This window comes from Bacillus sp. FSL K6-0255 (genome assembly GCF_045040725.1).
Lineage (GTDB): Bacteria > Bacillota > Bacilli > Bacillales > Bacillaceae > Bacillus > Bacillus subtilis.
The window spans coordinates 1,684,790-1,706,877 of sequence record NZ_CP150278.1 but is presented as its reverse complement, the minus strand read 5'-3'; the positions used below and the strand labels follow the sequence as shown (position 1 = coordinate 1,706,877).

General features: G+C 42.6%; 19 protein-coding genes. All 19 read right to left on the bottom strand.

The genetic code is table 11. The annotated features are described in order from the left end of the window. Positions 1-37 precede the first annotated feature (37 nt). Complete coding sequence (locus MHB62_RS08890) at positions 38-997, bottom strand: polysaccharide deacetylase family protein (RefSeq protein ID WP_032721565.1); 960 nt, start codon at positions 995-997, stop codon at positions 38-40. Between the two features lie 116 nt (positions 998-1,113). Beyond that, positions 1,114-3,231, bottom strand: coding sequence for a polyribonucleotide nucleotidyltransferase (gene pnp / locus MHB62_RS08885; RefSeq protein ID WP_003231897.1), 2,118 nt, complete (start codon positions 3,229-3,231; stop codon positions 1,114-1,116). 172 nt (positions 3,232-3,403) lie between these two features. Continuing rightward, positions 3,404-3,673 carry a 30S ribosomal protein S15 gene (rpsO, locus tag MHB62_RS08880; protein ID WP_003220957.1) on the bottom strand — a complete coding sequence of 90 codons (270 nt, stop codon included), beginning with the start codon at positions 3,671-3,673 and terminating at the stop codon, positions 3,404-3,406. Positions 3,674-3,829: 156 nt separating this feature from the next. Continuing rightward, positions 3,830-4,780, bottom strand: a complete 951-nt coding sequence (ribF, locus tag MHB62_RS08875) for a bifunctional riboflavin kinase/FAD synthetase (RefSeq protein ID WP_003245551.1) — start codon at positions 4,778-4,780, stop codon at positions 3,830-3,832. An 18-nt stretch (positions 4,781-4,798) separates the two neighbouring features. Beyond that, positions 4,799-5,728, bottom strand: coding sequence for a tRNA pseudouridine(55) synthase TruB (truB, locus tag MHB62_RS08870; protein ID WP_003244678.1), 930 nt, complete (start codon positions 5,726-5,728; stop codon positions 4,799-4,801). Between the two features lie 81 nt (positions 5,729-5,809). Further along, on the bottom strand, positions 5,810-6,163 hold the full coding sequence (rbfA, locus tag MHB62_RS08865) for a 30S ribosome-binding factor RbfA (protein ID WP_009967251.1): 354 nt from the start codon (positions 6,161-6,163) through the stop codon (positions 5,810-5,812). A 16-nt stretch (positions 6,164-6,179) separates the two neighbouring features. Continuing rightward, positions 6,180-6,458: a DUF503 domain-containing protein gene (locus MHB62_RS08860; RefSeq protein WP_003220950.1), complete on the bottom strand. Its 279-nt coding sequence runs from the start codon at positions 6,456-6,458 to the stop codon at positions 6,180-6,182. Then, positions 6,455-8,605: a translation initiation factor IF-2 gene (gene infB / locus MHB62_RS08855; RefSeq protein WP_003231906.1), complete on the bottom strand. Its 2,151-nt coding sequence runs from the start codon at positions 8,603-8,605 to the stop codon at positions 6,455-6,457. The genes MHB62_RS08860 and infB overlap by 4 nt, the downstream gene beginning before the upstream one ends. 19 nt (positions 8,606-8,624) lie before the next feature. Continuing rightward, entirely contained in the window at positions 8,625-8,927 is a 303-nt protein-coding gene (locus tag MHB62_RS08850) for a YlxQ family RNA-binding protein (protein ID WP_003220946.1), read from the bottom strand. A gap of 1 nt (position 8,928) precedes the next feature. Further along, positions 8,929-9,204: a glucose-induced regulator RulR gene (gene rulR, locus MHB62_RS08845; RefSeq protein WP_009967250.1), complete on the bottom strand. Its 276-nt coding sequence runs from the start codon at positions 9,202-9,204 to the stop codon at positions 8,929-8,931. A 13-nt stretch (positions 9,205-9,217) separates the two neighbouring features. Beyond that, entirely contained in the window at positions 9,218-10,333 is a 1,116-nt protein-coding gene (gene nusA / locus MHB62_RS08840; protein ID WP_003231912.1) for a transcription termination factor NusA, read from the bottom strand. A 34-nt stretch (positions 10,334-10,367) separates the two neighbouring features. Next, positions 10,368-10,838, bottom strand: a complete 471-nt coding sequence (rimP, locus tag MHB62_RS08835; protein WP_003231915.1) for a ribosome maturation factor RimP — start codon at positions 10,836-10,838, stop codon at positions 10,368-10,370. Positions 10,839-11,167: 329 nt separating this feature from the next. Next, entirely contained in the window at positions 11,168-15,481 is a 4,314-nt protein-coding gene (locus MHB62_RS08830; RefSeq protein WP_003245843.1) for a PolC-type DNA polymerase III, read from the bottom strand. Between the two features lie 108 nt (positions 15,482-15,589). Continuing rightward, positions 15,590-17,284, bottom strand: a complete 1,695-nt coding sequence (gene proS / locus MHB62_RS08825; RefSeq protein WP_003231918.1) for a proline--tRNA ligase — start codon at positions 17,282-17,284, stop codon at positions 15,590-15,592. Between the two features lie 32 nt (positions 17,285-17,316). Next, positions 17,317-18,585 (bottom strand): RIP metalloprotease RseP, encoded by a 1,269-nt coding sequence (rseP, locus tag MHB62_RS08820; RefSeq protein ID WP_010886508.1) that lies wholly within the window; start codon positions 18,583-18,585, stop codon positions 17,317-17,319. Between the two features lie 6 nt (positions 18,586-18,591). Then, positions 18,592-19,743 (bottom strand): 1-deoxy-D-xylulose-5-phosphate reductoisomerase, encoded by a 1,152-nt coding sequence (gene dxr, locus MHB62_RS08815; protein ID WP_003245155.1) that lies wholly within the window; start codon positions 19,741-19,743, stop codon positions 18,592-18,594. A 61-nt stretch (positions 19,744-19,804) separates the two neighbouring features. Continuing rightward, the gene (gene cdsA / locus MHB62_RS08810; protein ID WP_003231924.1) at positions 19,805-20,614 is read right to left on the bottom strand and encodes a phosphatidate cytidylyltransferase; all 810 of its coding nucleotides are present in this window, start codon (positions 20,612-20,614) and stop codon (positions 19,805-19,807) included. Positions 20,615-20,617: 3 nt separating this feature from the next. Beyond that, positions 20,618-21,400, bottom strand: a complete 783-nt coding sequence (locus MHB62_RS08805; protein WP_003231925.1) for an isoprenyl transferase — start codon at positions 21,398-21,400, stop codon at positions 20,618-20,620. Between the two features lie 130 nt (positions 21,401-21,530). Further along, a complete protein-coding gene (gene frr / locus MHB62_RS08800) occupies positions 21,531-22,088 on the bottom strand; it encodes a ribosome recycling factor (RefSeq protein ID WP_003231927.1) in 558 nt (185 codons plus the stop codon).

Genomic DNA, 22,088 nt, shown 5'->3' with positions numbered 1-22,088 from the left:
TTGTTCCTCCTATTCAAAGACAAGCTGCCTTCATCTGTTACTTCAATAGTCTTGTTTCATCCATTAGTTCAGTGACTGTTCCAAGCGCATATCCTTTGTCTTTTATCTTTGTAATCAGCGCTTCAAGACTTTCCGCCGTAGGGTCAGTCGGATGCATTAAAATCATGGCACCATTATGTATCTTGCTTAACACTCTCGTCTGAAGTACAGACGGAGCCGGCTTTTGCCAATCGATTGTATCAACTGTCCACATGACTGTTCCCATCTGTTTCTCAGCTGCAATGTCGATAACCGCTTTTCTGAAACTTCCGCTCGGCGGAGCGAACCACTTTGGCTTAACACCGATCGTTTGTTCTATTTGTTCATTAGTCTTGTCGAGCTGCTCGGAAATTCTTCCTGTAGTCAGTTTGCTCATATCCGGATGATTGTATGAATGATTTCCGATTTCATGTCCGTCTTTTGCAATCTTCTTAGCGAGCTGTTCATTTTTTCTCACCCAATTGCCTTCTAAAAAGAACGTAGCTTTAACCTGGTGCTTTTGCAGAATAGGGAGCATTTTTTCCAAATACTCATTTCCCCATGCCACATTGATTAAGAAAGCAACCATCGGCTTGTCAGGATTTCCTTTATAAATAGGCTCAGGCTGAAGTGACTCAAGATGAACACTTGGTTTTACTTGGCTGTACACCAGGTCTTTTTCCCGAAACTCGCCATTCTTTTTCATTTTTTTATATGATTGTTCAATATTGACCTTTAATCCATTGTAGCCTGGAATGCTTTTCCACACTTTATCAATTCTTGCATTCTGGGGCTTAACTTCGTACTCCGGCGCTTTTTGAAGCAATTCTTCATATAACGGGTCTTTTGACGCCGTGACAGTCACCGTATCTTTTTTCATTGCCCCTATATAATCAAGTGCATGCGGATTTTCCATCATCTCAAATGAGACAAAAAAAAGAAATAAAAAAACGGCAAACGGTACAAATTTTTTGTACATGTTCTGTCCCCCCTCACCTCACATTATGAAGGAGAAGGACAAGGTAGAACCCGCCTGCTTTTGAAAAGCTTCAAAATAAAGAAGCCGGGTCTCCCAGGCTCCTTTTATGTTTTCATTTAAGATTGTTGTTCTTCTTTTTCTTTCTCTTCACGGAGCACCGCTTTGCGGGATAAATTCACTCGTCCTTGTTTATCAATTTCAGTGACTTTGACAAGAATCTCGTCTCCGATTTTCACAACATCTTCAACTTTCCCTACGCGTTCAAGCGCAAGCTCTGAAATGTGCACCAAACCGTCTTTTCCGCTGAAAATTTCAACGAAAGCCCCGAATTTTTCAATCCGTTTCACTTTACCTAGGTAAAGTTGGCCGACTTCAACCTCTCTCACAAGGTCTTCGATGATTTTTTTCGCTTTTTGGTTGCCGCTTTCATCTGTAGAGGAAATAAAGATTGTGCCGTCCTGCTCAATATCAATTTTAACACCGGTTTCTTCGATGATCTTATTGATTTGTTTTCCGCTTGGTCCGATGACATCGCGGATTTTATCAGGATTAATGGTCATTGTTAAGATCTTAGGCGCATATCGAGAAAGCTCTTTTCTTGATTCGCTTAATGTTGCAAGCATGCTGTTGAGGATTTCCATTCTGCCCTTTTTCGCCTGCTGAAGCGCTTCTTCAAGAATCTCTCTGGAAAGGCCTTCAATTTTAATGTCCATTTGCAGGGCCGTTACGCCTTTTTCAGTTCCCGCTACTTTAAAGTCCATATCTCCCAGCGCGTCTTCCATGCCTTGGATGTCAGTCAAGACAGTGTAATGTTCGCCTGATTTGACAAGACCCATCGCAATACCAGCAACTGGCGCTTTAATCGGTACACCGGCATCCATCATTGCAAGTGTGCTTGCGCAAATGCTTGCTTGAGATGTAGAACCGTTTGATTCAAGCACTTCTGAAACAAGACGGACAGTATAAGGGAAGTCTTTTTCAGACGGAATAACTGGCTCAAGCGCACGCTCACCCAGTGCTCCGTGTCCGATTTCACGACGTCCCGGTCCGCGCATCGGTCCTGTTTCCCCAACGCTGAATTGCGGGAAGTTGTAATGATGCATAAACCGTTTCGACTCTTCGACACCTAAGCCGTCAAGGATTTGCACATCTCCCAGAGCACCTAGCGTACATACGCTGAGGGCCTGAGTTTGTCCCCTTGTAAATAGACCTGAACCGTGCGTTCTTGGCAAGAGGCCAACCTCTGAAGAGAGCGGGCGGATTTGATCGACACCGCGGCCATCCGGTCTTACTTTCTCTTCAGTAATCAGGCGGCGAACTTCATTTTTCACCAGCTTGGATAAAATCTGCTTCACTTGCTTGATTGTGTCTTCATCATGTTCTTCATCCTCGAATTTTGCCACAACTGCGTTCTTCACTTCGTTAATGGCATCTTCACGGGCATGCTTTTCATGAACTTGGATGGCTTTCAGCAGATCCTCTTCTGCCAAAGCTTTTACTTTTTCATTAAGCTCTTCATCAATTTCAAAGAGCTTAATTTCAGATTTCTCTTTGCCGACTGCTGCAACAATTTCTTCTTGGAATGCAATCAGGCGTTTAATCTCTTCATGGCCGAACATAATGGCCTCAAGCATGATTTCCTCAGGAACTTCGTCCGCTCCCGCTTCTACCATGTTAATCGCATCTTTCGTGCCGGCAACGACAAGATTGATATCGCTTTTTTCAAGCTGATCGACTGTCGGGTTAATGATAAATTGATCATCAATGCGTCCGACAGTAACCCCTGCAATCGGTCCTTCAAACGGAATATCCGATACAGAAAGTGCAAGAGATGAACCGAACATGGCAGCCATTTCTGAAGAGCAGTTTTGGTCAACACTCATGACAATGCTGATGACTTGAACTTCATTACGGAATCCATCGGCAAACAAAGGACGGATCGGACGGTCAATTAAACGGCTGGCAAGAACCGCTTTTTCACTTGGACGTCCTTCTCTTTTAATAAATCCGCCCGGAATTTTCCCTACCGCATATAATCTTTCTTCATAGTTTACAGTAAGAGGGAAGAAATCAAGCGGTTTAGGTTCTTTTGAAGCGGTTGCTGTACTAAGTACTGCTGTATCACCGTAGCGGATCATCACAGCACCATTTGCCTGTTTGGCAAGCTGGCCGGTTTCAACGGTAAGCGTTCTTCCGGCCCAATCTATGGTAAAGACATGTTTTTCTTGTCCCATACAATTACGAACTCCTCTCTTCGTTGTGTGAAATAATCAATTACTCCTATTATGAACGAAATGAATTGAACATATCAATGTCAAAGTAGTATGTAAAAGGATTTCAATGATTTGTTATAAGAAATTTCGCTTTAATACGATAAAAAAGCGGGAATCCTCCCGCTTTTTACGATTATCGACGTAAGCCTAGTTTGTTAATTAACTCACGGTAACGAGTTACGTCTTTATTACGCAGATACGTAAGAAGATTACGACGCTTACCTACCATTTTAAGAAGACCGCGACGTGAGTGGTGGTCTTTCTTGTGAGTACGTAAATGCTCGTTCAAGTTGTTAATTGAGTCAGTTAGGATAGCGATCTGAACTTCTGGAGATCCAGTATCAGATTCGTGTGTTTTGAACTCATTGATGAGTTGGTTTTTACGCTCTTGAGTAATTGCCATCCTGTTTCACCTCCAAATCATATTTAGCCCCAGTTACCTAGCAACCGTCGGTGACTTCGGATTGCCAAGCAATGGTTTTAAGACTACGAAAACTATCATACTAAAAATCGCGCCTATATGCAAATATTTTAGAATAAAATTTGTGTGCGTTGCAAGTTATTTCCGCAAATTGCTGAAATAACGGATGGCTTCCTGCTTATCTTTCTCAATTTGCTCAGTTAATTCTTTGATGCCATTGAATTTCCGCTCGCTCCGAATCCGTTTGTACCATTCGATTTTTATAGCGGCTCCATATACCTCTTGATTGAAATCAAACAGATTGACCTCGATGGAAGGCTGTTCAGGGCGCTTTTCATAAAACGTTGGCTTATAGCCAATATTGCAAACGCCATTGTAAACTTCGCCGTTCACTTCCGCTTTTACGGCATATACACCTGTGGGCGGAACGATATAGCTGTTATTTAAACCGACATTCGCTGTCGGAAACCCGATGGTCCGCCCTCTTTTATCACCATGAATGACAATTCCTTTAATAAAATAAGGTTGTCCAAGCAAGACATTCGCCAATTCAACATCTCCGTTTTGAAGCGCGGTACGGATATACGAAGAACTGATTTTTTTATCCTGCTCCGTTAATTTTTCTACCATTGTGCACCCAGCTTTTCCGTCTAAATCATCCGGCATGGTCTTCATTGTTCCCTTGCCGTATTTGCCGTACGTAAAGTCAAAGCCTGCCACTGCGTGCTGCACATTAAGGCCGATAATATACTGGTCTATAAACTGCTTAGGAGAAAGAGAAGCAAACACTTCATTAAATTTAACGACATACAGAACTTCTGTGCCTAATTGTTCAATTTGGTTTATTTTGTCTTCAAGAGGCGTAATCAGATCCTTTGGTTCCTTATCTCTGCCCAACACGTGAGAAGGATGGGGATGAAAGGTCATCACAGCTAATGTCAGACCTTTTTCTTCGGCTATTTGCTTCGCTGTGCCGATTACCTTTTGATGCCCGAGATGAACGCCGTCAAAATAACCTAACGCCATCACTGATTTTGCCTGCTCCTCTTTTATTAAATGATGAGGATGTGTAATATGTATCGTCTTCACAGAACGGTCACCTTTTTTCTATTGTTCGCTTTTTTGCATCAATACTTTTGCCGGCTTTAACAGCCCTTTTTTTGCAGGATGAGGGAAATAGATCGCCAAGCAGGTTCCGGATTCAGTAAAGACGGCAATACGGTCTCCACTTGTCATTTCAGAAAACTGCTCGGGCGTCTCAAGCAAAGCCCCATTTTCTACTTTCTTAGCTAATGTATCACTTATGATCCATTTCGGCAAATGATTGAGCGCACGTTCAATAGGAACTGTATGCTCTTCCACGGTTCCGGATTGGGCCTGTGCTTCGAGTTCATCAAAAGTAAAGCATTCGTCGAGAGAAAAATCTCCGGATGCCGTACGGATTAAATGAGACATATGGGCCGGATATCCGAGCTTTTCTCCGATCATGACCGCCAGCGTCCTTACATAGGTCCCTTTGGAGCAAGTCACTGTAAACCGGAAGCTTGCGGTTTCTCCATGATGTTTAATCTCTGTTGTCAGGGCAATGTCTTCAATGGTTATCATACGTTTCGGACGTTCTACTTCAATCCCTGCTCTTGCGTATTCGTATAATTTTTTGCCGTTTACTTTTACAGCGGAATACATGGGCGGAATTTGTTCTTGTTTCCCCTTTAAACTGTTTAAAACCTTTTCTACATCCGCTTTATCAATGTCGTGATTGACAGGCTTTGTTTCCACCGTTTCTCCGGTTTGATCCTCTGTTGTGGTTGAAAAGCCCAATGTTATTTCTGCATCATACGTTTTAGATTTTTCAGTTAAGTATTCGACTATTTTTGTCGCTCTTCCTACACAAATCGGAAGCACGCCTGATACTTCCGGATCGAGCGTTCCTGTATGTCCTACTTTTTTTGTTTTTAACAGCTTTCGGATCTTCATGACACAGTCGTGCGATGTCATGCCAACAGGTTTATGTAAAAGGAGAACTCCGTTAACCATTTGCCTTTCACTCCTTCTTTTGAGTTTTTTTCTTATAAACGAAGAAAGAGGACAGACGATATACGCCTATCCTCTCTTTTTTTATTCAGATGGTTTCTCTGAATGTAATTCGTGAATCAGTGTTTCGATCCGATTCCCGTAATCGATTGATTCATCGAACTCAAATTCAATTTCAGGCGTTTTTCGAAGTCTGATGCGGCTGCCGATTTCGGATCGGATAAATCCTTTCGCTTTTGCCAGCCCTTTCAGCGCTTCTTCCCGTTTTTTCTCGTCACCGAGAACCGAGATATACACCTTTGCAATTTGCAAATCACCTGATACACGTACATCCGTTACTGTCAGAAAACCAATTCTCGGGTCTTTCAGCTTGCGGCTGATAATATCACCGAGTTCTTTTTTCATTTGCTCGCCGACACGGTTTGCTCTCATACTCAATTCAATCACCTCTAAGTTAAAACCACTCTGTCCTAGTGATCGTCCGTTCAATTTCAGGAAAAGAATCGATAAACGCTAGGACGCGCTGCAGTTCTTTTTCTGTTTGAACGCGAGAGGAAGAAACAGCGGCGATTCCGAAGCTGGTTCTTTGCCAGGTGTCCTGATAGCCAATCTCCGAAATCGAAACATTGAACTTGTTTTGAACCCTGGTTAAAATCCGCTTCAGAACGGCACGCTTTTCTTTTAGCGATCCTGCATCATAAATGATGCATTCACACTCCGCAAATCCGATCACGTTCTTTCAATTTCTTGCATGACAAACGCTTCAAGGATGTCACCTTCACGAATGTCATTGTATTTCTTAATTGTAATACCACATTCATAGCCTTGTGAAACTTCTTTCACATCGTCTTTAAAGCGTTTCAGAACATCTACTTCGCCTTCAAAGATGACGACGCCGTCACGAATTAAACGGAGGCCGCTGTCGCGCGTAATGGTTCCTTCAGTAACATATCCGCCGGCAATTGTACCGATTTTAGATACTTTGAATGTTTGGCGTACTTCTACTTGACCAATTACTTTTTCTTCATATTCAGGATCAAGCATACCTTTCATGGCAGCTTCAATCTCGTCGATTACTTTGTAAATGATACGGTGAAGTCGAATATCTACATTTTCAGCTTCAGCCGTACTCTTAGCATTTCCGTCCGGTCTCACATTAAACCCGATAACAATTGCATTGGAAGCAGATGCCAAGATAATGTCTGATTCAGTAATCGCACCAACGCCTGTATGGATGATTTTCACTTTAACGCCTTCTACTTCAATTTTTTGAAGCGCAGCCGTTAAAGCTTCAGCAGATCCTTGAACGTCAGCTTTTACGATGAGGTTGATGTCTTTTACATCACCTTGCTTAATTTGCTCGAATAAATCATCAAGACTGAGCTTCGCTTTATCGCTGCGCTGCTCTTCAAGCTGTTTCGAAGCACGGGCTTCACCGACAGAACGAGCTGTTTTTTCATCCTTAAAGACAAGGAATTGGTCTCCCGCTTGAGGGACATCATTCAAACCGGTAATTTCAACCGGAGTTGACGGGCCGGCAGTTTTCACACGGCGGCCAATGTCGTTGACCATTGCACGGACACGGCCAAATGTATTGCCGACTACGATCGGATCACCGACATGCAGTGTTCCAGTCTGTACGAGCAACGTCGCGACTGACCCTCTGCCTTTATCGAGTTCAGCTTCAATAACCGTTCCTTTTGCCTGACGATTCGGATTCGCTTTCAGTTCCTCTACCTCACTGACAAGCAAAATCATTTCAACGAGCTCATCAATGCCTTTTCCAGTTAAAGCGGAAAGCGGCACAAAAATGGTTTCTCCGCCCCAAGCTTCAGGGACAAGTCCGTATTCCGTCAGTTCTTGCATTACACGGTCAGGGTTTGCGGATTCTTTATCTATTTTATTCACAGCAACGATGATTGGAACCTCTGCTGCTTTTGCATGGTTAATCGCTTCAACTGTTTGCGGCATGACACCGTCATCGGCAGCTACGACAAGAATCGTAATATCAGTTACTTCTGCACCGCGTGCGCGCATTGTTGTAAATGCGGCGTGGCCCGGTGTATCCAAGAACGTGATTTTCTTGCCGTTCTCTTCAATTTGATAAGCGCCGATATGCTGAGTGATTCCGCCTGCTTCCCCTTCAACAACCTTTGTTTTACGGATGCTGTCAAGAAGCGTTGTTTTCCCATGGTCAACGTGGCCCATGATTGTCACGACAGGAGGACGAATTTCAAGATCCTCTTCATTATCAGGCTCTTCGTATTTTTCCAGCTCTGTTTCTTCAAGCACAATGACCTCTTCTGTTTCAACACCATATTCTGATGCAATGAGTTCGATTGTGTCTTTATCAAGCTCTTGGTTAATGGTTGCCATTACGCCAAGAAGCATCAGCTTTTTAATGAGTTCTGAAGGCTCTTTGCCAAGCTCTTCAGCAAGTGCGCCAACTGTTAAAGTGCCAGAGAATGTAATTTTCTCAGGAAGCTCTTTTTTCGGCTTTACAGGCTTTTGCTGATGTTGGTTTTTATTATTGTTGTTGTTGCGTTTATTTTTTTTGTTGTTGTTATTCTTCTTGTTTTTGTTAAATTGATTATTCTGCACGTCATTCTTCTTTCCGTCTCGAATTTTATTTGGTTGATTTCCAGCTGATTGCTGATTAACCCCTTGTGGCTGTTTGTTTTTGTTCGTTTCTGCTGGCTTTTGAGATTTAGCAGCTGCGCCGCCTTTTTTATATTTGGCATCTAGCTTTTTAATGGCCTTTTCTTCAAGCATGGCCATGTGATTATTCACTTCTAAATCCATGTTCTTCAGTGCGGTCAAAATTTCCTTACTTGAAACATTTAACGCTTTTGCATATTCGTATACTCTCATTTTAGCCATTCGTTCACCCCCAAAAATATTAATCGAGCAAGCTGATCAGCTTATTCGCAAAACCTTGGTCAGTGACGGCGACAACGACACGGGCTTCTTTACCGATAGAGCGTCCAAGAACCGCGCGACTCTCGACTTTTTTATAAGGGACTTTATAATAATTGCACTTGTCAGTTACTTTTTTTGCTGTGTTAGATGATGCATCCTCTGTAAGCAGGACAAGCTTTGCACGCGCATTCCTGATTTCTTTTATTACCAAGTCTTCGCCTGACACGACCTTACGAGCTCGATTGGCCAGACCCAGCAAGGGAAACCATTCCATTCCAGACATTTTATTTTTTCACCTTTTCCGCCAGTTCCAGCAATTCATCGAAAATCTGGTCATCGATTTGTGATTGAAATTGATTTTGCAAAGTGTTTTTCTTTTTTGCTGCTAAGATGCACTCTTTATCCAGCGTTAAATAAGCACCCCGCCCATTCTTTTTTCCGGTCGGGTCTACTGAGATTTCGCCTTCTTTCGACCGTACAACTCGGATCAGTTCCTTTTTAGGCTTCATTTCACCAGTCACTACACATTTGCGTAATGGGATCTTTTTGTGTTTATTCACCTAAAGTCACCTCTTATTCATCCGATTCAGCAGTTTCAGGCTCCGTAAAGAGCGGCTCATCATCTTCTTCAAGTTCTCTCGGATAGATTCCAAGTTCTCTTGCGTCCGTTTCGCTCTTAATATCAATCTTCCAGCCTGTCAGTTTAGCAGCTAAGCGTGCGTTTTGTCCTCTTTTTCCAATTGCCAGAGACAGCTGGTAATCAGGAACAATAACAGTTGTCGCTTTTTCTTCTTCATTAACAATGACATCAAGCACTTTGGAAGGGCTGAGCGCATTCGCGACAAATTCTACAGGATCACTGGACCAGTTGACAATGTCAATTTTTTCACCTTTTAATTCATTGACGATTGCTTGCACACGCTGGCCTTTAGGCCCTACGCATGAACCGACAGGATCAACGTCAGGATCATCTGTGCGAACAGAAATTTTCGAACGGTCGCCGGCTTCTCTGGCAACAGATTTTAGCTCGACAGTTCCATCATAAATTTCAGGCACTTCAATTTCAAACAAACGCTTTAACAGGCCTGGATGTGTTCTTGACACATAAATCTGCGGACCCTTCGTTGTTTTTTCTACTTTTGTGATATATACCTTAATGCGGTCATGGGGCTTGTAGCTTTCATTCGGCATTTGCTCATTAACCGGCAGCAAGGCTTCTATTTTGCCTAAAGACACGTAGATAAATTTATTGTCCAGACGCTGGACGATCCCTGTCATGATGTCTTCTTCACGGTCGATAAATTCAGAATAAATCACACCGCGCTCAGCTTCGCGCACACGCTGTGTGACGACCTGCTTCGCTGTTTGAGCAGCTATGCGCCCGAAATCCTTAGGTGTAACTTCGATTTCGACGACATCGCCGACCATATATTCCGGATGGATGCCCTGTGCCTCTTCAATTGAGATTTCTAATCTCTGGTCGTATACTTCGTCAACGACATCTTTTCTTGCAAATACACGGATGGAGCCAGTTTCACGGTTTAGATCCACCCGTACATTTTGCGCTTGATTAAAATTCCGCTTATAAGCAGAAATTAACGCAGCTTCGATTGCTTCGATGATAATTTCTTTACTGATGCCTTTTTCTTTTTCAAGAATCGTGAGAGCATCTAATAATTCACTGCTCATTTAACGGTCTCCCCCCTTAAAACATTTGTATTCATTAGAATGTAACAGCTAATCTTGCATTAGCTATCTTTTCATACGGAATATTGATCCGTTTCTTTCTTGTTTTGATCGTGATCTCAACTGTCACTGTTTGTCCATCAAATTCAGCCAGTTCACCTTCAAACACTTTTACGCCGTCAATAGGCTCATACGTCTTAATGTATACGTTTTTTCCTAGTGATTTTTCGAAATCGGCTTTTTTCTTTAGCGGACGCTCAGCTCCTGGAGATGAGACTTCAAGAAAGTAATTTTGGCTGATTGGGTCTGCCTCATCAAGCTTTTCGCTTAAAGCTTCGCTTACTTTGGCACATTCCTCAATATCCACACCGTCATCGGAATCAATAAACACGCGAAGGAACCAGCTTTGGCCCTCTTTGACAAATTCAATGTCAACGAGTTCCAGCTGAAGGCTGTCTACGATTGGCTGAGCCATTTCTTGAACGGTGTCAGTCACTTTTTTGCTCATGTTCTTCCTCCTTGTGCTGTCGATCTCATATTCGTCTCGTCACTCTGCATAAAAACCCTGCTTCAAAAGAGCAGGGGCTAAAAAGTAAACGATGAACATGTCGAGACAAAATTCTCCTGTTCAATACAAAAGAGCGGGTTTCCCCACTCTTTGCCTCGGTAATCGTTAGCATTTCCAATAAAACTATACCATAACCATATTTTTATTGCAAATGGATATACGCTTACCTTCATACCTAAGCAAGTGACAGAAACTCTAATATTACGATGGCACTTTTTGCGCTTATGTATGCATAGAAGCAGAATTTCTGAGAAATTCTGCTTTCCATATTAGAACAGTGACAATTGGTTTTGATCAGGCAGTGACTCCAGACAGCCATGGCGATCTAAGTACTCTAAAATCGTTTTTGATACTTTCCCTCTCTTTTGCAAATCTTCTTTTGAGAGGAATTCGCCTTCTTCGCGAGCTTTTACAATGTTCAAAGCAGCGTTCGTCCCTAACCCTGGAATAGAGTTAAACGGCGGAATAAGACTGTTGCCGTCAATAATAAACTCTGTGGCGCTGGAGCGATATAAATCGACTTTTTGGAATGAATAGCCTCTCTCACACATCTCAAGCGCTAATTCTAAAACAGTCAGAAGGTTCTTTTCCTTCGGTGAAGCATCAAGTCCTTTAGCGTTTATATCCTCCATTACCGCTCTGATTGCTGTAGAGCCCTTGATCATTGTATCAATATCAAAGTCATCTGCACGAACGGTAAAATAAGCCGCATAATACAAAAGAGCATGATGCACTTTAAAGTAAGCAATGCGGACTGCCATTAAGACATATGCCGCGGCGTGGGCTTTCGGGAACATGTATTTAATCTTTTTACAGGAATCAATATACCAGTCTGGGACATTGTTATTTTTCATTTCTTCTTCCCATTCAGGCGTTAATCCTTTTCCTTTACGCACGAATTCCATGATTTTAAAGGCAAGGGACGGCTCAAGGCCTTGATAGATTAAATAAACCATAATGTCATCACGGCAGCCGATAACCTCACTCAGCTCACAAATATTATTGTGGATGAGCTCCTGTGCATTGCCAAGCCATACATCAGTTCCGTGAGACAAGCCTGAAATCTGAACGAGCTCAGAAAAAGTGGTCGGCTTTGTATCTTCAAGCATCTGCCGGACAAATCGGGTTCCGAATTCAGGAATTCCAAGAGTGCCCGTTTTACAGCCAATCTGTTCTTCAGTCACACCGAGTGATTCGGTTCCCTGGAAGATCTTCATCACTTCAGGATCATCCGTCGGAATTGTTTTCGGATCTATTCCGCTTAAGTCTTGAAGCATCCGAATAACAGTCGGGTCATCGTGTCCGAGAATATCAAGTTTTAACAGGTTGTCATGGATGGAGTGGAAATCAAAATGAGTCGTTTTCCACTCTGAACCTGTGGCATCTGCCGGGAACTGGATCGGTGAAAAATCATAAATATCCATATAATCCGGAACTACGATAATACCGCCAGGGTGCTGTCCAGTTGTACGTTTTACACCTGTGCATCCCTGTACGAGCCGATCTATTTCGGCACCGCGCATATGAAGATTGTTGTCTCCGGCATAGCCTTTTACATAACCGTAGGCTGTTTTTTCTGCCACCGTGCCTATTGTTCCCGCACGATATACATTGTCTTCTCCGAACAATACTTTTGTGTAATTGTGTGCTTGCGGCTGATATTCCCCTGAGAAGTTCAAATCGATATCAGGTACTTTGTCCCCTTTAAATCCTAAGAACGTTTCAAATGGAATATCATGGCCGTCTTTTTTCAAAGGCGTTCCGCAATGAGGGCATGTCTTGTCAGGCAGGTCAAAACCAGAACCGACAGAACCGTCATTAAAGAACTCAGAATGCTGGCACTCAGGACAAACATAGTGCGGCGGCAGCGGGTTTACCTCAGTAATCTCAGTAAGTGTCGCAACTAATGAAGATCCTACGGAACCACGGGAACCAACGAGATACCCGTCATCTAGTGAACGTTTTACAAGTTTGTGAGAGATCAAGTAAATAACAGCAAATCCGTGGCCAATAATACTCTTTAACTCTTTTTCAATCCGCGCTTCGACAATTTCAGGCAGCTCTTCCCCGTAAATGCTTCTTGCACGCTGATAGCTCATTTCTCTGATCTCTTCATCAGCGCCTTCGATTTTCGGCGTATATAAATCATCTTTAATCGGCTTGATGTCATCAACTAAAGAAGCAACCTTTTGGGTATTGGTGACTACGATCTCCTTCGCTTTTTCTTCACCTAAGAAAGAAAAAGCTTCAAGCATTTCGTCTGTCGTTCTGAAATGCACTTTCGGCAGTTCATGCCTATTCAGCGGATTTGCCCCGCCTTGTGAGGATATTAAAATCTTTCTGTAGATTTTATCCTCATCATTCAAGTAATGAACATTTCCCGTAGCAACAACCGGTTTATTAAGCTTTTCCCCCAGCTTCGTGATATTCGCAATAATTTCTTTCAGCGCTTTTTCATCACGGACCAGTTCAAGCTCCAGCAAGTGACGATACACTTCAGGCGGCTGAACCTCAAGGTAATCATAGAATGACGCGATATCTTCCACCTCTTCAGGCGATTTTTGCATCATTCCCTCAAAAACCTCTCCCCTGTCACAAGCAGAACCGATCAGAAGCCCTTCCCTGTATTTCTCAAGCTGAGATCTCGGAATACGCGGCACTCTGTAAAAATAATGAATATGAGAAAGTGACACAAGCTTAAATAAATTTTTAAGTCCCGTGCTGTTCACGGCAAGTAATGTTGCATGATACGGTCTTGATCTTTGATAAGCATTGGACTGACCCATATTTTCATTCAACTCATCATGGTACTGAATACCTTTTTCAGCTGCGTCTTTCAGCATTTTCAGAAGCAAATAAGCGGTTGCCTCAGTATCATAGATCGCACGGTGATGCTGTGTGAGCTCGATATCAAACTTTTTACAAAGTGTGTTCAACCGGTGGTTCTTAAATTCCGGATAGAGAAAACGTCCAAGTTCAAGCGTATCAATGACTGGGTTTTTAGCTTTTTCGACTTCAAGAAGTTTTTTATAGGCTACATTTAAGAATCCCATATCAAAGCTTGCATTATGAGCGACAAGAATATCATCGCCAATCCATTCTCTGAAATCTCTTATTACATCTACGACATCCGGAGCGTCTTGTAGCATATCATCTGTGATCCCTGTCAGCTCTATGATTGTGGCGGAAAGCGGACGATGCGGGTTCGCAAACGCCTCAAATTTATCAATAATTTCTCCGCCTTTTACTTTTACTGCAGCCAGCTCAATAATGGTATCGTATACAGCAGACAATCCTGTCGTCTCAACGTCAAAAACAACATATGTTTCTTCTTCGAGCAGACGATGTGCGGCATTATAAGCAATTGGCACGCCATCATCCACGAGATTCGCTTCCATCCCGTAAATCATTTTAATTCCATGCTTTTTGGCCGCAGAATACGCATCAGGGAAGGATTGAACGACAGCATGGTCGGTCAAAGCGATGGCCTCATGCCCCCATTTTTTCGCCTGTTCGACAAGCTTTCCGATACCCGTAACAGCATCCATTTGGCTCATTGGGGAATGAAGATGCAATTCCACTCTTTTTTCTCCTTCAGGTGCTGAATCTTCACGGGTTTTTGCTTTTATTTCGTTTACGTCATTTGCGATCATGACAAGGTCTCTGACAAATGTATCATTTTGAATGCTTCCGCGTGCTTTTACCCACATTCCTTTTTTCAGAGACTTCATCAGCGCCGCATCTTCTTTTTCACGTGCAAACATTTTGATCAAAATACTATTTGTATAGTCTGTAATTTTGAAGATACACAGCGTGCGCCCGCTCTTCAGCTCGCGCGTCTCCACATCAAACACATAACCTTGGACCGTAATTCTCCGTTCTTCGTCCATGATGCTGTCAAGTGTTCGGATTTCCTCGTTATCTTTAATTTGATAACCGATAACAAGAGGACCAGATGGTGCTTGGTCTTCATCACTTTCTTTATCTTTCTTCTCCATTTCAATCAAGGCCTGCATAGCCCGCTCTTGGTCTTCCGCAAGCTTTTGCTCCCGAAACTTTTGAACTTCTTGCTCGGATACAAATATTTCAGCATCAAGCTGAAGATCCGGAAAGCCAAATTGACGGTATTCTGCTTGAATCATGGAACTGTATTTGTTCTTTAGCGCAGCCGCTTCTGTATCTGTTTTGGTTTTGACAATCAGTTTATTGCCCTTCAGCTTCGGTTTTTGCTGGTTTAAAAGACTGATAATCGGCGGCGAAATGCCCTGCAGTTCTTCAATGCAGCGTGACCAGTAGTCTTGAACGATACTTTCACTGACCTCGGCATCCTGAACTTCAATTGAAGATGTCACTTTTGCTATGTGGGCAAACGATTGCGTCAGCCTCGTTGTTAATGTGTCATATATTTGAAAAGGCAGCAAAGATTTAAATTGAAAATGAAAATGCCAAGACTTAGAAGCTTTGTGAATTGTCAGCTTTTTAATCTCGCCATGTTCAAAGTATGTCATGAAGGTATCATCTGTCATATTAATCTGCTGCAGAAGAATTTGAAACTGCCTTCTGTTTACTGATAACTGTTCCATTAAGACAGTATCCCTCCCTAAAAACATCATAAGTGAAGGTACCTCAGGCAATGAGGTACCTTCTATTATTTCTATTTTAACATGTTTTTTGATAAATCGTTATGGTGATTACTGCTTGCTGATAAACGCAGATAATTCGTCTACTGAAATCTCAGTTGACTCACCAGTTTGACGAATTTTCACTTCGACGATTCCTTCGTCAGCTCGTTTTCCGACAGTGATGCGGATTGGAAGGCCGATTAAATCTGAATCAGCGAATTTTACGCCGGCACGCTCAGCACGGTCATCATAGAGCACTTCATAGCCTTCCGCTTTTAAATCGGCATACAGCTTTTCAGCAAGCTCTCTTTGCCCATCGTTTTTCATGTTCAAAGCAAGAATATGAAGATCGTACGGCGCAACGCTTTTTGGCCATATTAAGCCTTTTTCGTCGTGATGCTGTTCAGCAATAGCAGAAAGCGTTCTTGACACACCGATTCCGTAACAGCCCATCAGCATTGGCTGCGCGCGTCCGTTTTCATCTAAATATGTCGCATTCATCGCTTCTGAATAGCGTGTTCCGAGCTTAAAGACTTGTCCGACTTCGATTCCCTCAGCAAAACGGATCGTTCCCTTGCCGTCTGGTGAAGGATCACCTTCTTTAATAAAACGAAGATCAGCAAATTCTTTAATTTGCGCGTCACGATTCACATTGACATTTTTATAATGATGATCTCCTTCATTTGCCCCGGCAACAGCATTAACCATTGCTTTCACAGCTTGATCGGCATATACTTCCACATCCTGATGAATACCGACAGGGCCTACAAAGCCTGGCTCTGTTCCGAGCTGCTGAATGACCTCTTCATGTGTAGCAAGCTCTACAACTTCTGCATGAAGCAAGTTTTTCACTTTAATATCGTTAACTTCATGATCCCCTCTTACAAGCACTAAGACAAAACGGTCATCAGCTTTAAACAATACTGACTTAATGCACGCTTCAGCCGAAACCTGTAAGAACGCAGTCAGTTCTTCGATTGTTTTCACGTTAGGCGTATGAACCTTCTCTAGAGCTTTAGGCTCTTCATCTGAAGGAACTTCCTGGTGAAGAACTTCAGCCATCTCGATATTAGCCGCGTACTGTGATTCATCAGAATACGCAATCGTATCCTCTCCGATCGCAGAAAGTGCCATAAATTCGTGCGTATCCTTTCCTCCCATTGCGCCTGAATCAGCGATAACAGGTCTTACATTAATGCCGCAGCGGGCAAAAATATTAGAATAGGCCTCGTACATTTTTTGATACGTTTCATCCAGGCTCTCTGCAGATGCATGGAAAGAGTACGCATCCTTCATAATAAATTCGCGGCCTCTTAACAAACCGAAGCGAGGACGTTTTTCATCTCTGAACTTAGACTGAATTTGATAAAGAGTCAGAGGGAGACGCTTATAAGATTTAACCTCATCGCGAACAAGCGAAGTGATAACCTCTTCATGCGTTGCCCCTAAAGCAAATTCACGGCCATGACGGTCTTTTAGTCTCATCAGTTCGGGACCATACGTATACCATCTGCCTGATTCCTGCCATGTCTCTGCCTGCTGCAATGCGGGCATGAGCATTTCTACGGCATCAATTTTCTCCATTTCCTCTCGAACAATCTGCTGAATGTTTTGAATCACCTTATACGCAAGAGGCATATAGCTGTATACCCCGCTCGTATTCTGTCTGATAAATCCTGCTCTCAGAAGAAGCTGATGACTTTTTGCTTCGGCATCAGCTGGAACTTCACGGAGCGTAGGAATAAGCGTCAAGCTTTGTCTCATTTCTTCGCACCTCTGATTGATTTACTTTTCGTTTACAAAAACAGCCGCTGGATATCGTTCCATGTGACAACCAGCATAAGAAGCATTAAGAAAGCTACTCCGATAAACACAACAAATGCTTCTTTTTCCCTGTTAATCGGTTTGCCCCGAATCGCTTCAATAAATAGAAACAACAGTCTTCCTCCGTCAAGTGCCGGAATCGGAAGCAGGTTGACAATCCCAAGGTTAATGCTTAAAAACGCCGCAAACTGAAATAAGTTCACGATCCCTGTTTTCGCCACTTGGTCTGTCATGTCATATATGCCGACAGGACCTGACAGCATATCGAGTTTAAATTGGCCTGTTACTAATTTGCTCAGATTGGTTAAAATGGCTTTGGTGACATCAACTGTTGATGTCGCGCCGTAAGCAACCGCTGAGAGTACGCCTTTTTCAGTCGGCGCATAGGAACCGAAACGTCCGATTGTTTTTTTGTTCTCATCTTTAACAGCTTCCGGAGTCACCGAAATATGAAGCGTTTTGTTATCTCTTTTTACTGCAACGTCCATTTCTTTCTCCGGGTTTTCTTTTACAGCGGAGACAATGTCAGTCCAAGACCTCATTTTCTCTCCGTTAATGCTTTGGATATAATCCCCTTCTTTTAGCCCTGCTTCAGCCGCCCGTCCATTGTCTGTCAGCTGCCCGAGCATAGGTTCATTTGACGGTACGCCTTGAATCAGCCCAAGCATCACTAAAATGACGTAAGCTAAAATAAAGTTCATAATCGGCCCTGCAGCAATTGCTTTAATCCGCTGCCATACAGGTTTGGAACCAAATTGGCGATTATACGGCGCAATCTGCACTTCTTCTCCGTCTACAATAAAAAAGGATGTTTCGCTGACAGTAAAGCTGGAAAGTTCGTCCTCTTTCCCCTGTTCATAACCGGTGATCTTCATGTCATGCTCTAGATCCGCTGTTTCCACTTCAATGACTAAAGCATCCGGATATTTTTCCTTTTGATTGATGATGACTTTCTCAACTTGATCTTCCTTATTAAACAGAAGCCCGACCGTGTATCCGGGTTTCACCTCAATCATTTCCGGATCTTCGCCGGCCATACGAACAAATCCGCCGACCGGAAGCAGCCTGATCGTATAAACTGTTTCATTTTTTTTGAAAGAAAAAATCTTTGGACCGAAGCCGATCGCAAATTCACGGCAGAGAATTCCCGCTCTTTGGGCTAGCAATAAATGGCCCAGTTCATGGAAGAAAACGAGCGTTCCGAAAATAATGATAAACGCTATAACTGTATTCACGAACATACCACCTTATGTGAGTATTGAATTGACGTATCCCCGGGTATCTTTGTCCACTTCTTGAATGTCCGCCAGGCTCGGTTTTTTCAGTAATTGATGGCGGGTTAGTGCCTTTTCGATACAGTCTTCAATAGCCAAAAACGGTATCTTGCCAGCTAAAAAGGCAGCGACAGCTACTTCGTTTGCCGCATTTAGCACTGTCGGCATTGTTCCTCCTATTTTACCTGATTCAAAAGCAAATTGTAAGCATCGGAACCTGTCAAAATCAGCTTTCTCAAAATGAAGGCTGCCGATTTCCCATAATTCAAGCCTTTTCGCATCTGGTAATGGCAATCGGTCAGGATAAGTGAGCGCATATTGAATGGGGACTCTCATATCCGGAGTTCCGAGCTGTGCGATCACACTTTTATCATGGAACTCAACCATTGAATGGATGATGCTCTCCTTATGTAAAACCACATCAATTTGTTCATAAGGTATATCGAAAAGCCAGTGTGCCTCGATCACCTCTAATCCCTTATTCATCATTGTAGCCGAATCAATTGTAATTTTTGCACCCATTGACCAGTTTGGATGTTTTAATGCATCTTCAACCGTTACTGATTCGAGCTCCTCCCGCGTCTTGTCCCGAAAACTTCCGCCGGATGCCGTAATGATGAGGCGTTCAATGTTTTTAGCCTGTTCGCCTTGAAGAGCTTGAAAAATGGCTGAATGCTCACTGTCAACAGGCAGCAGCGGAACATCATATTTCTTAGCATGTTCTTTTACTATATGCCCTGCAGTGACAAGAGTTTCCTTATTTGCAAGCGCAATTGTTTTTTTCTGTTCAATTGCCTTTAATGTCGGGATAAGACCGACGCTTCCAAGCAAAGCGTTGACAACAATGTCAACCTCCTCCATCACTGCTGCTTCTATCAGTCCTTCTTCTCCCAGCCCGATTTGGCATTCAAAAGAAAAAGACATTTGTTTTAATTTATGATATGTATCCAGATCACCGACAGAGACAAACTTCGGCTGAAAGACCTCAATCATTGGAACGGCCTTATCAATATTTCTGCCAAACGACATAGATACCAGCTGAAATTGGTCTTGATGTGCACGCAGTACATCAAGAGTCTGTTCGCCGATTGATCCTGTTGCTCCTAAAAGACAAATATTTTTCAAAGTTGCCACTACTCCTATTCTTATTGCTGCATGATCAGTCTCATATTCATATTAGACTTTTTTATGAAAAAAGGGCAAGCAGAAAGTACAAGAAAGGCATGACAAACAAGAAACTGTCAAAACGGTCTAATATACCGCCATGCCCGGGAAGAATATTCCCAGAATCCTTTACATCGTAATGTCTTTTCAAGGCGGATTCCACTAAATCTCCCAGTTGTCCAAAAACAGACAAAAACAGCGTGATCAACAGCAGATAGATATACGGGATCGGAAGTTGTGCAACAAGCTGAAAAATCGTCGCCAATACAAGTGCGATGACAATTCCGCCTGCAAACCCTTCCACTGTTTTATTCGGACTGATTTCAGGCCACAGTTTCCGCTTCCCAAGCGATTTACCGACAAAATAGGCACCGGAATCGGTGGACCAAATGACAACACACGCATAAAAAATGTATGTTAATCCGTATTGGTCAAGATTTCTGATTTCGATAAAATAATGAAAACACATTCCGATGTAAATTGCTGCAAGCGTAATAAACCCGACTTCATCAAAAGTAAAGGTGTTCTTGACCAACACTGTGTAAGTCAGCAATAGCAGTACCGCAAATAAAGCGATTTCCATTTTGGAAATCCCGTCCGCTTCAAAAAACGAATACTGGCTTGGTAATAAGAACATCCACAATAATAAAAGACCGATCAAACCCGGCAGTGAAACCAGCTTCAGCTTTTTCATCCGTAAAAGTTCAAAAAGCGCCACACTGCCCATAGCATAAATTAATATGGTGAACGGCAATTTCCCGACAATAACCAAAAATAAAAATACAATTGCTGCCAGAACACCTGTCAAAATTCTTTGTTTCATGTCCACCATCCTCTAAATTCCGCCAAACCTCCGGCCTCTCTGCTGAAACTCTCCTAACGCCTGCAAGAAGTGATCTTCTTTAAAGTCAGGCCACAAGACGTCAGTAAAGACAAATTCACTGTAGGCAACCTGCCATAGCATAAAATTACTCAGCCTTATCTCGCCGCTCGTTCGAATTAAAAGTTCAGGATCCTGCAAAGATTCAGTCATCAAATAAGTAGAAAAAAGCGATTCATCAATGTCTTCAATATTCAAAGAGCCTTCCTTCACTTTTTCCGCGAGTGATTTTGCAGCACTGACAATTTCAGTACGGCCTCCATAGTTAAGAGCAAAATTAAGGATCATTCCGTCGTTTTGCGCCGTGTCCTGTACAGCTTTTTCAATCGCACGTAATGTGTGCGCCGGCAAAGCCGTTTCATCCCCAATGATCCGAACCTGTACATTTTCCTCAACAAGCTCTGGAAGATACGTATTCAAAAATTCTTCCGGAAGCTTCATTAAAAAATCGACCTCCATTTTCGGTCTTTTCCAGTTTTCTGTTGAAAATGCATACAATGTCAGTACTTTGACACCTAATTCGTTTGCGAGCTTCGTGGTCCTTTTTACCACCTTCATCCCTTCATGGTGGCCTGCAATTCTGGGAAGAGAGCGTTTTTTAGCCCAACGGCCATTTCCATCCATGATAATGGCGATGTGTTCGGGAATTTCTCCCTTAAGTATGTCTTCTTTTGTATAACGTTCTAAGTTGGAAGCCGCAGTTTGCTGATTCTTCCAATTTTTGAGTATGTTGAGCATGAGATTCCTCCGTCACCCAAAAAGGTTACATTCCCTGCTGATAATCAATGTAATCAACAGTATTAACAAAAAAACCCCCTGTAAACATGAGAGGGTCTTTTCACTATTATCTATTGTACATAGTTTTTCATTAAACTTCCATGATTTCTTTTTCTTTGTCTTTTGTGACACTGTCAATTTTTGACACATATTCATCTGTCAGTTTTTGAACGTCTTCAGTGGAAGCACGCAGTTCATCCTCAGTAATGTCTCCGTTTTTCTCAAGTTTTTTGAGATCATCGTTAGCATCACGGCGAACGTTACGAACAGCTACTTTTGCTTCTTCAGCATATTTTTTTACAACTTTCACTAATTCTTTCCGTCTCTCTTCTGTTAGTGCCGGAATTGCAATTCGAATCATATTGCCGTCACTTGTTGGTGTAAGACCTAAATCAGCTTTTAAAATCGCTTTTTCGATATCGCCGATTGCTGTTTTATCGTATGGTGTGATAACGAGCATACGAGCTTCAGGCACGTTAATAGAAGACAACTGATTTAAAGGTGTCTGCGCTCCGTAATATTCAACCGTTACTTTATCTAATAATGATGGATTTGCACGGCCTGCGCGTACAGTAGCCAATTCGCGCTGATAAGCAGCAATTGCTTTTTCCATTTTTTCTTTTGTTTGAGTTAATACTTCTTTTGACAC

Excerpts from the sequence above, each read along its gene's own strand:
- rseP (WP_010886508.1), bottom strand. The coding sequence starts at position 18,585 with ATGTTCGTGAATACAGTTATAGCGTTTATCATTATTTTCGGAACGCTC.
- MHB62_RS08890 (WP_032721565.1), bottom strand. The coding sequence starts at position 997 with ATGTACAAAAAATTTGTACCGTTTGCCGTTTTTTTATTTCTTTTTTTT.
- nusA (WP_003231912.1), bottom strand. The coding sequence starts at position 10,333 with ATGAGCAGTGAATTATTAGATGCTCTCACGATTCTTGAAAAAGAAAAA.
- pnp (WP_003231897.1), bottom strand. The coding sequence starts at position 3,231 with ATGGGACAAGAAAAACATGTCTTTACCATAGATTGGGCCGGAAGAACG.
- rpsO (WP_003220957.1), bottom strand. The coding sequence starts at position 3,673 with ATGGCAATTACTCAAGAGCGTAAAAACCAACTCATCAATGAGTTCAAA.
- rimP (WP_003231915.1), bottom strand. The coding sequence starts at position 10,838 with ATGAGCAAAAAAGTGACTGACACCGTTCAAGAAATGGCTCAGCCAATC.
- MHB62_RS08850 (WP_003220946.1), bottom strand. The coding sequence starts at position 8,927 with ATGTCTGGAATGGAATGGTTTCCCTTGCTGGGTCTGGCCAATCGAGCT.
- MHB62_RS08805 (WP_003231925.1), bottom strand. The coding sequence starts at position 21,400 with ATGCTCAACATACTCAAAAATTGGAAGAATCAGCAAACTGCGGCTTCC.
- truB (WP_003244678.1), bottom strand. The coding sequence starts at position 5,728 with ATGGTTAACGGAGTTCTCCTTTTACATAAACCTGTTGGCATGACATCG.
- infB (WP_003231906.1), bottom strand. The coding sequence starts at position 8,605 with ATGGCTAAAATGAGAGTATACGAATATGCAAAAGCGTTAAATGTTTCA.
- proS (WP_003231918.1), bottom strand. The coding sequence starts at position 17,284 with ATGAGACAAAGCTTGACGCTTATTCCTACGCTCCGTGAAGTTCCAGCT.
- cdsA (WP_003231924.1), bottom strand. The coding sequence starts at position 20,614 with ATGGTGGACATGAAACAAAGAATTTTGACAGGTGTTCTGGCAGCAATT.
- MHB62_RS08830 (WP_003245843.1), bottom strand. The coding sequence starts at position 15,481 with ATGGAACAGTTATCAGTAAACAGAAGGCAGTTTCAAATTCTTCTGCAG.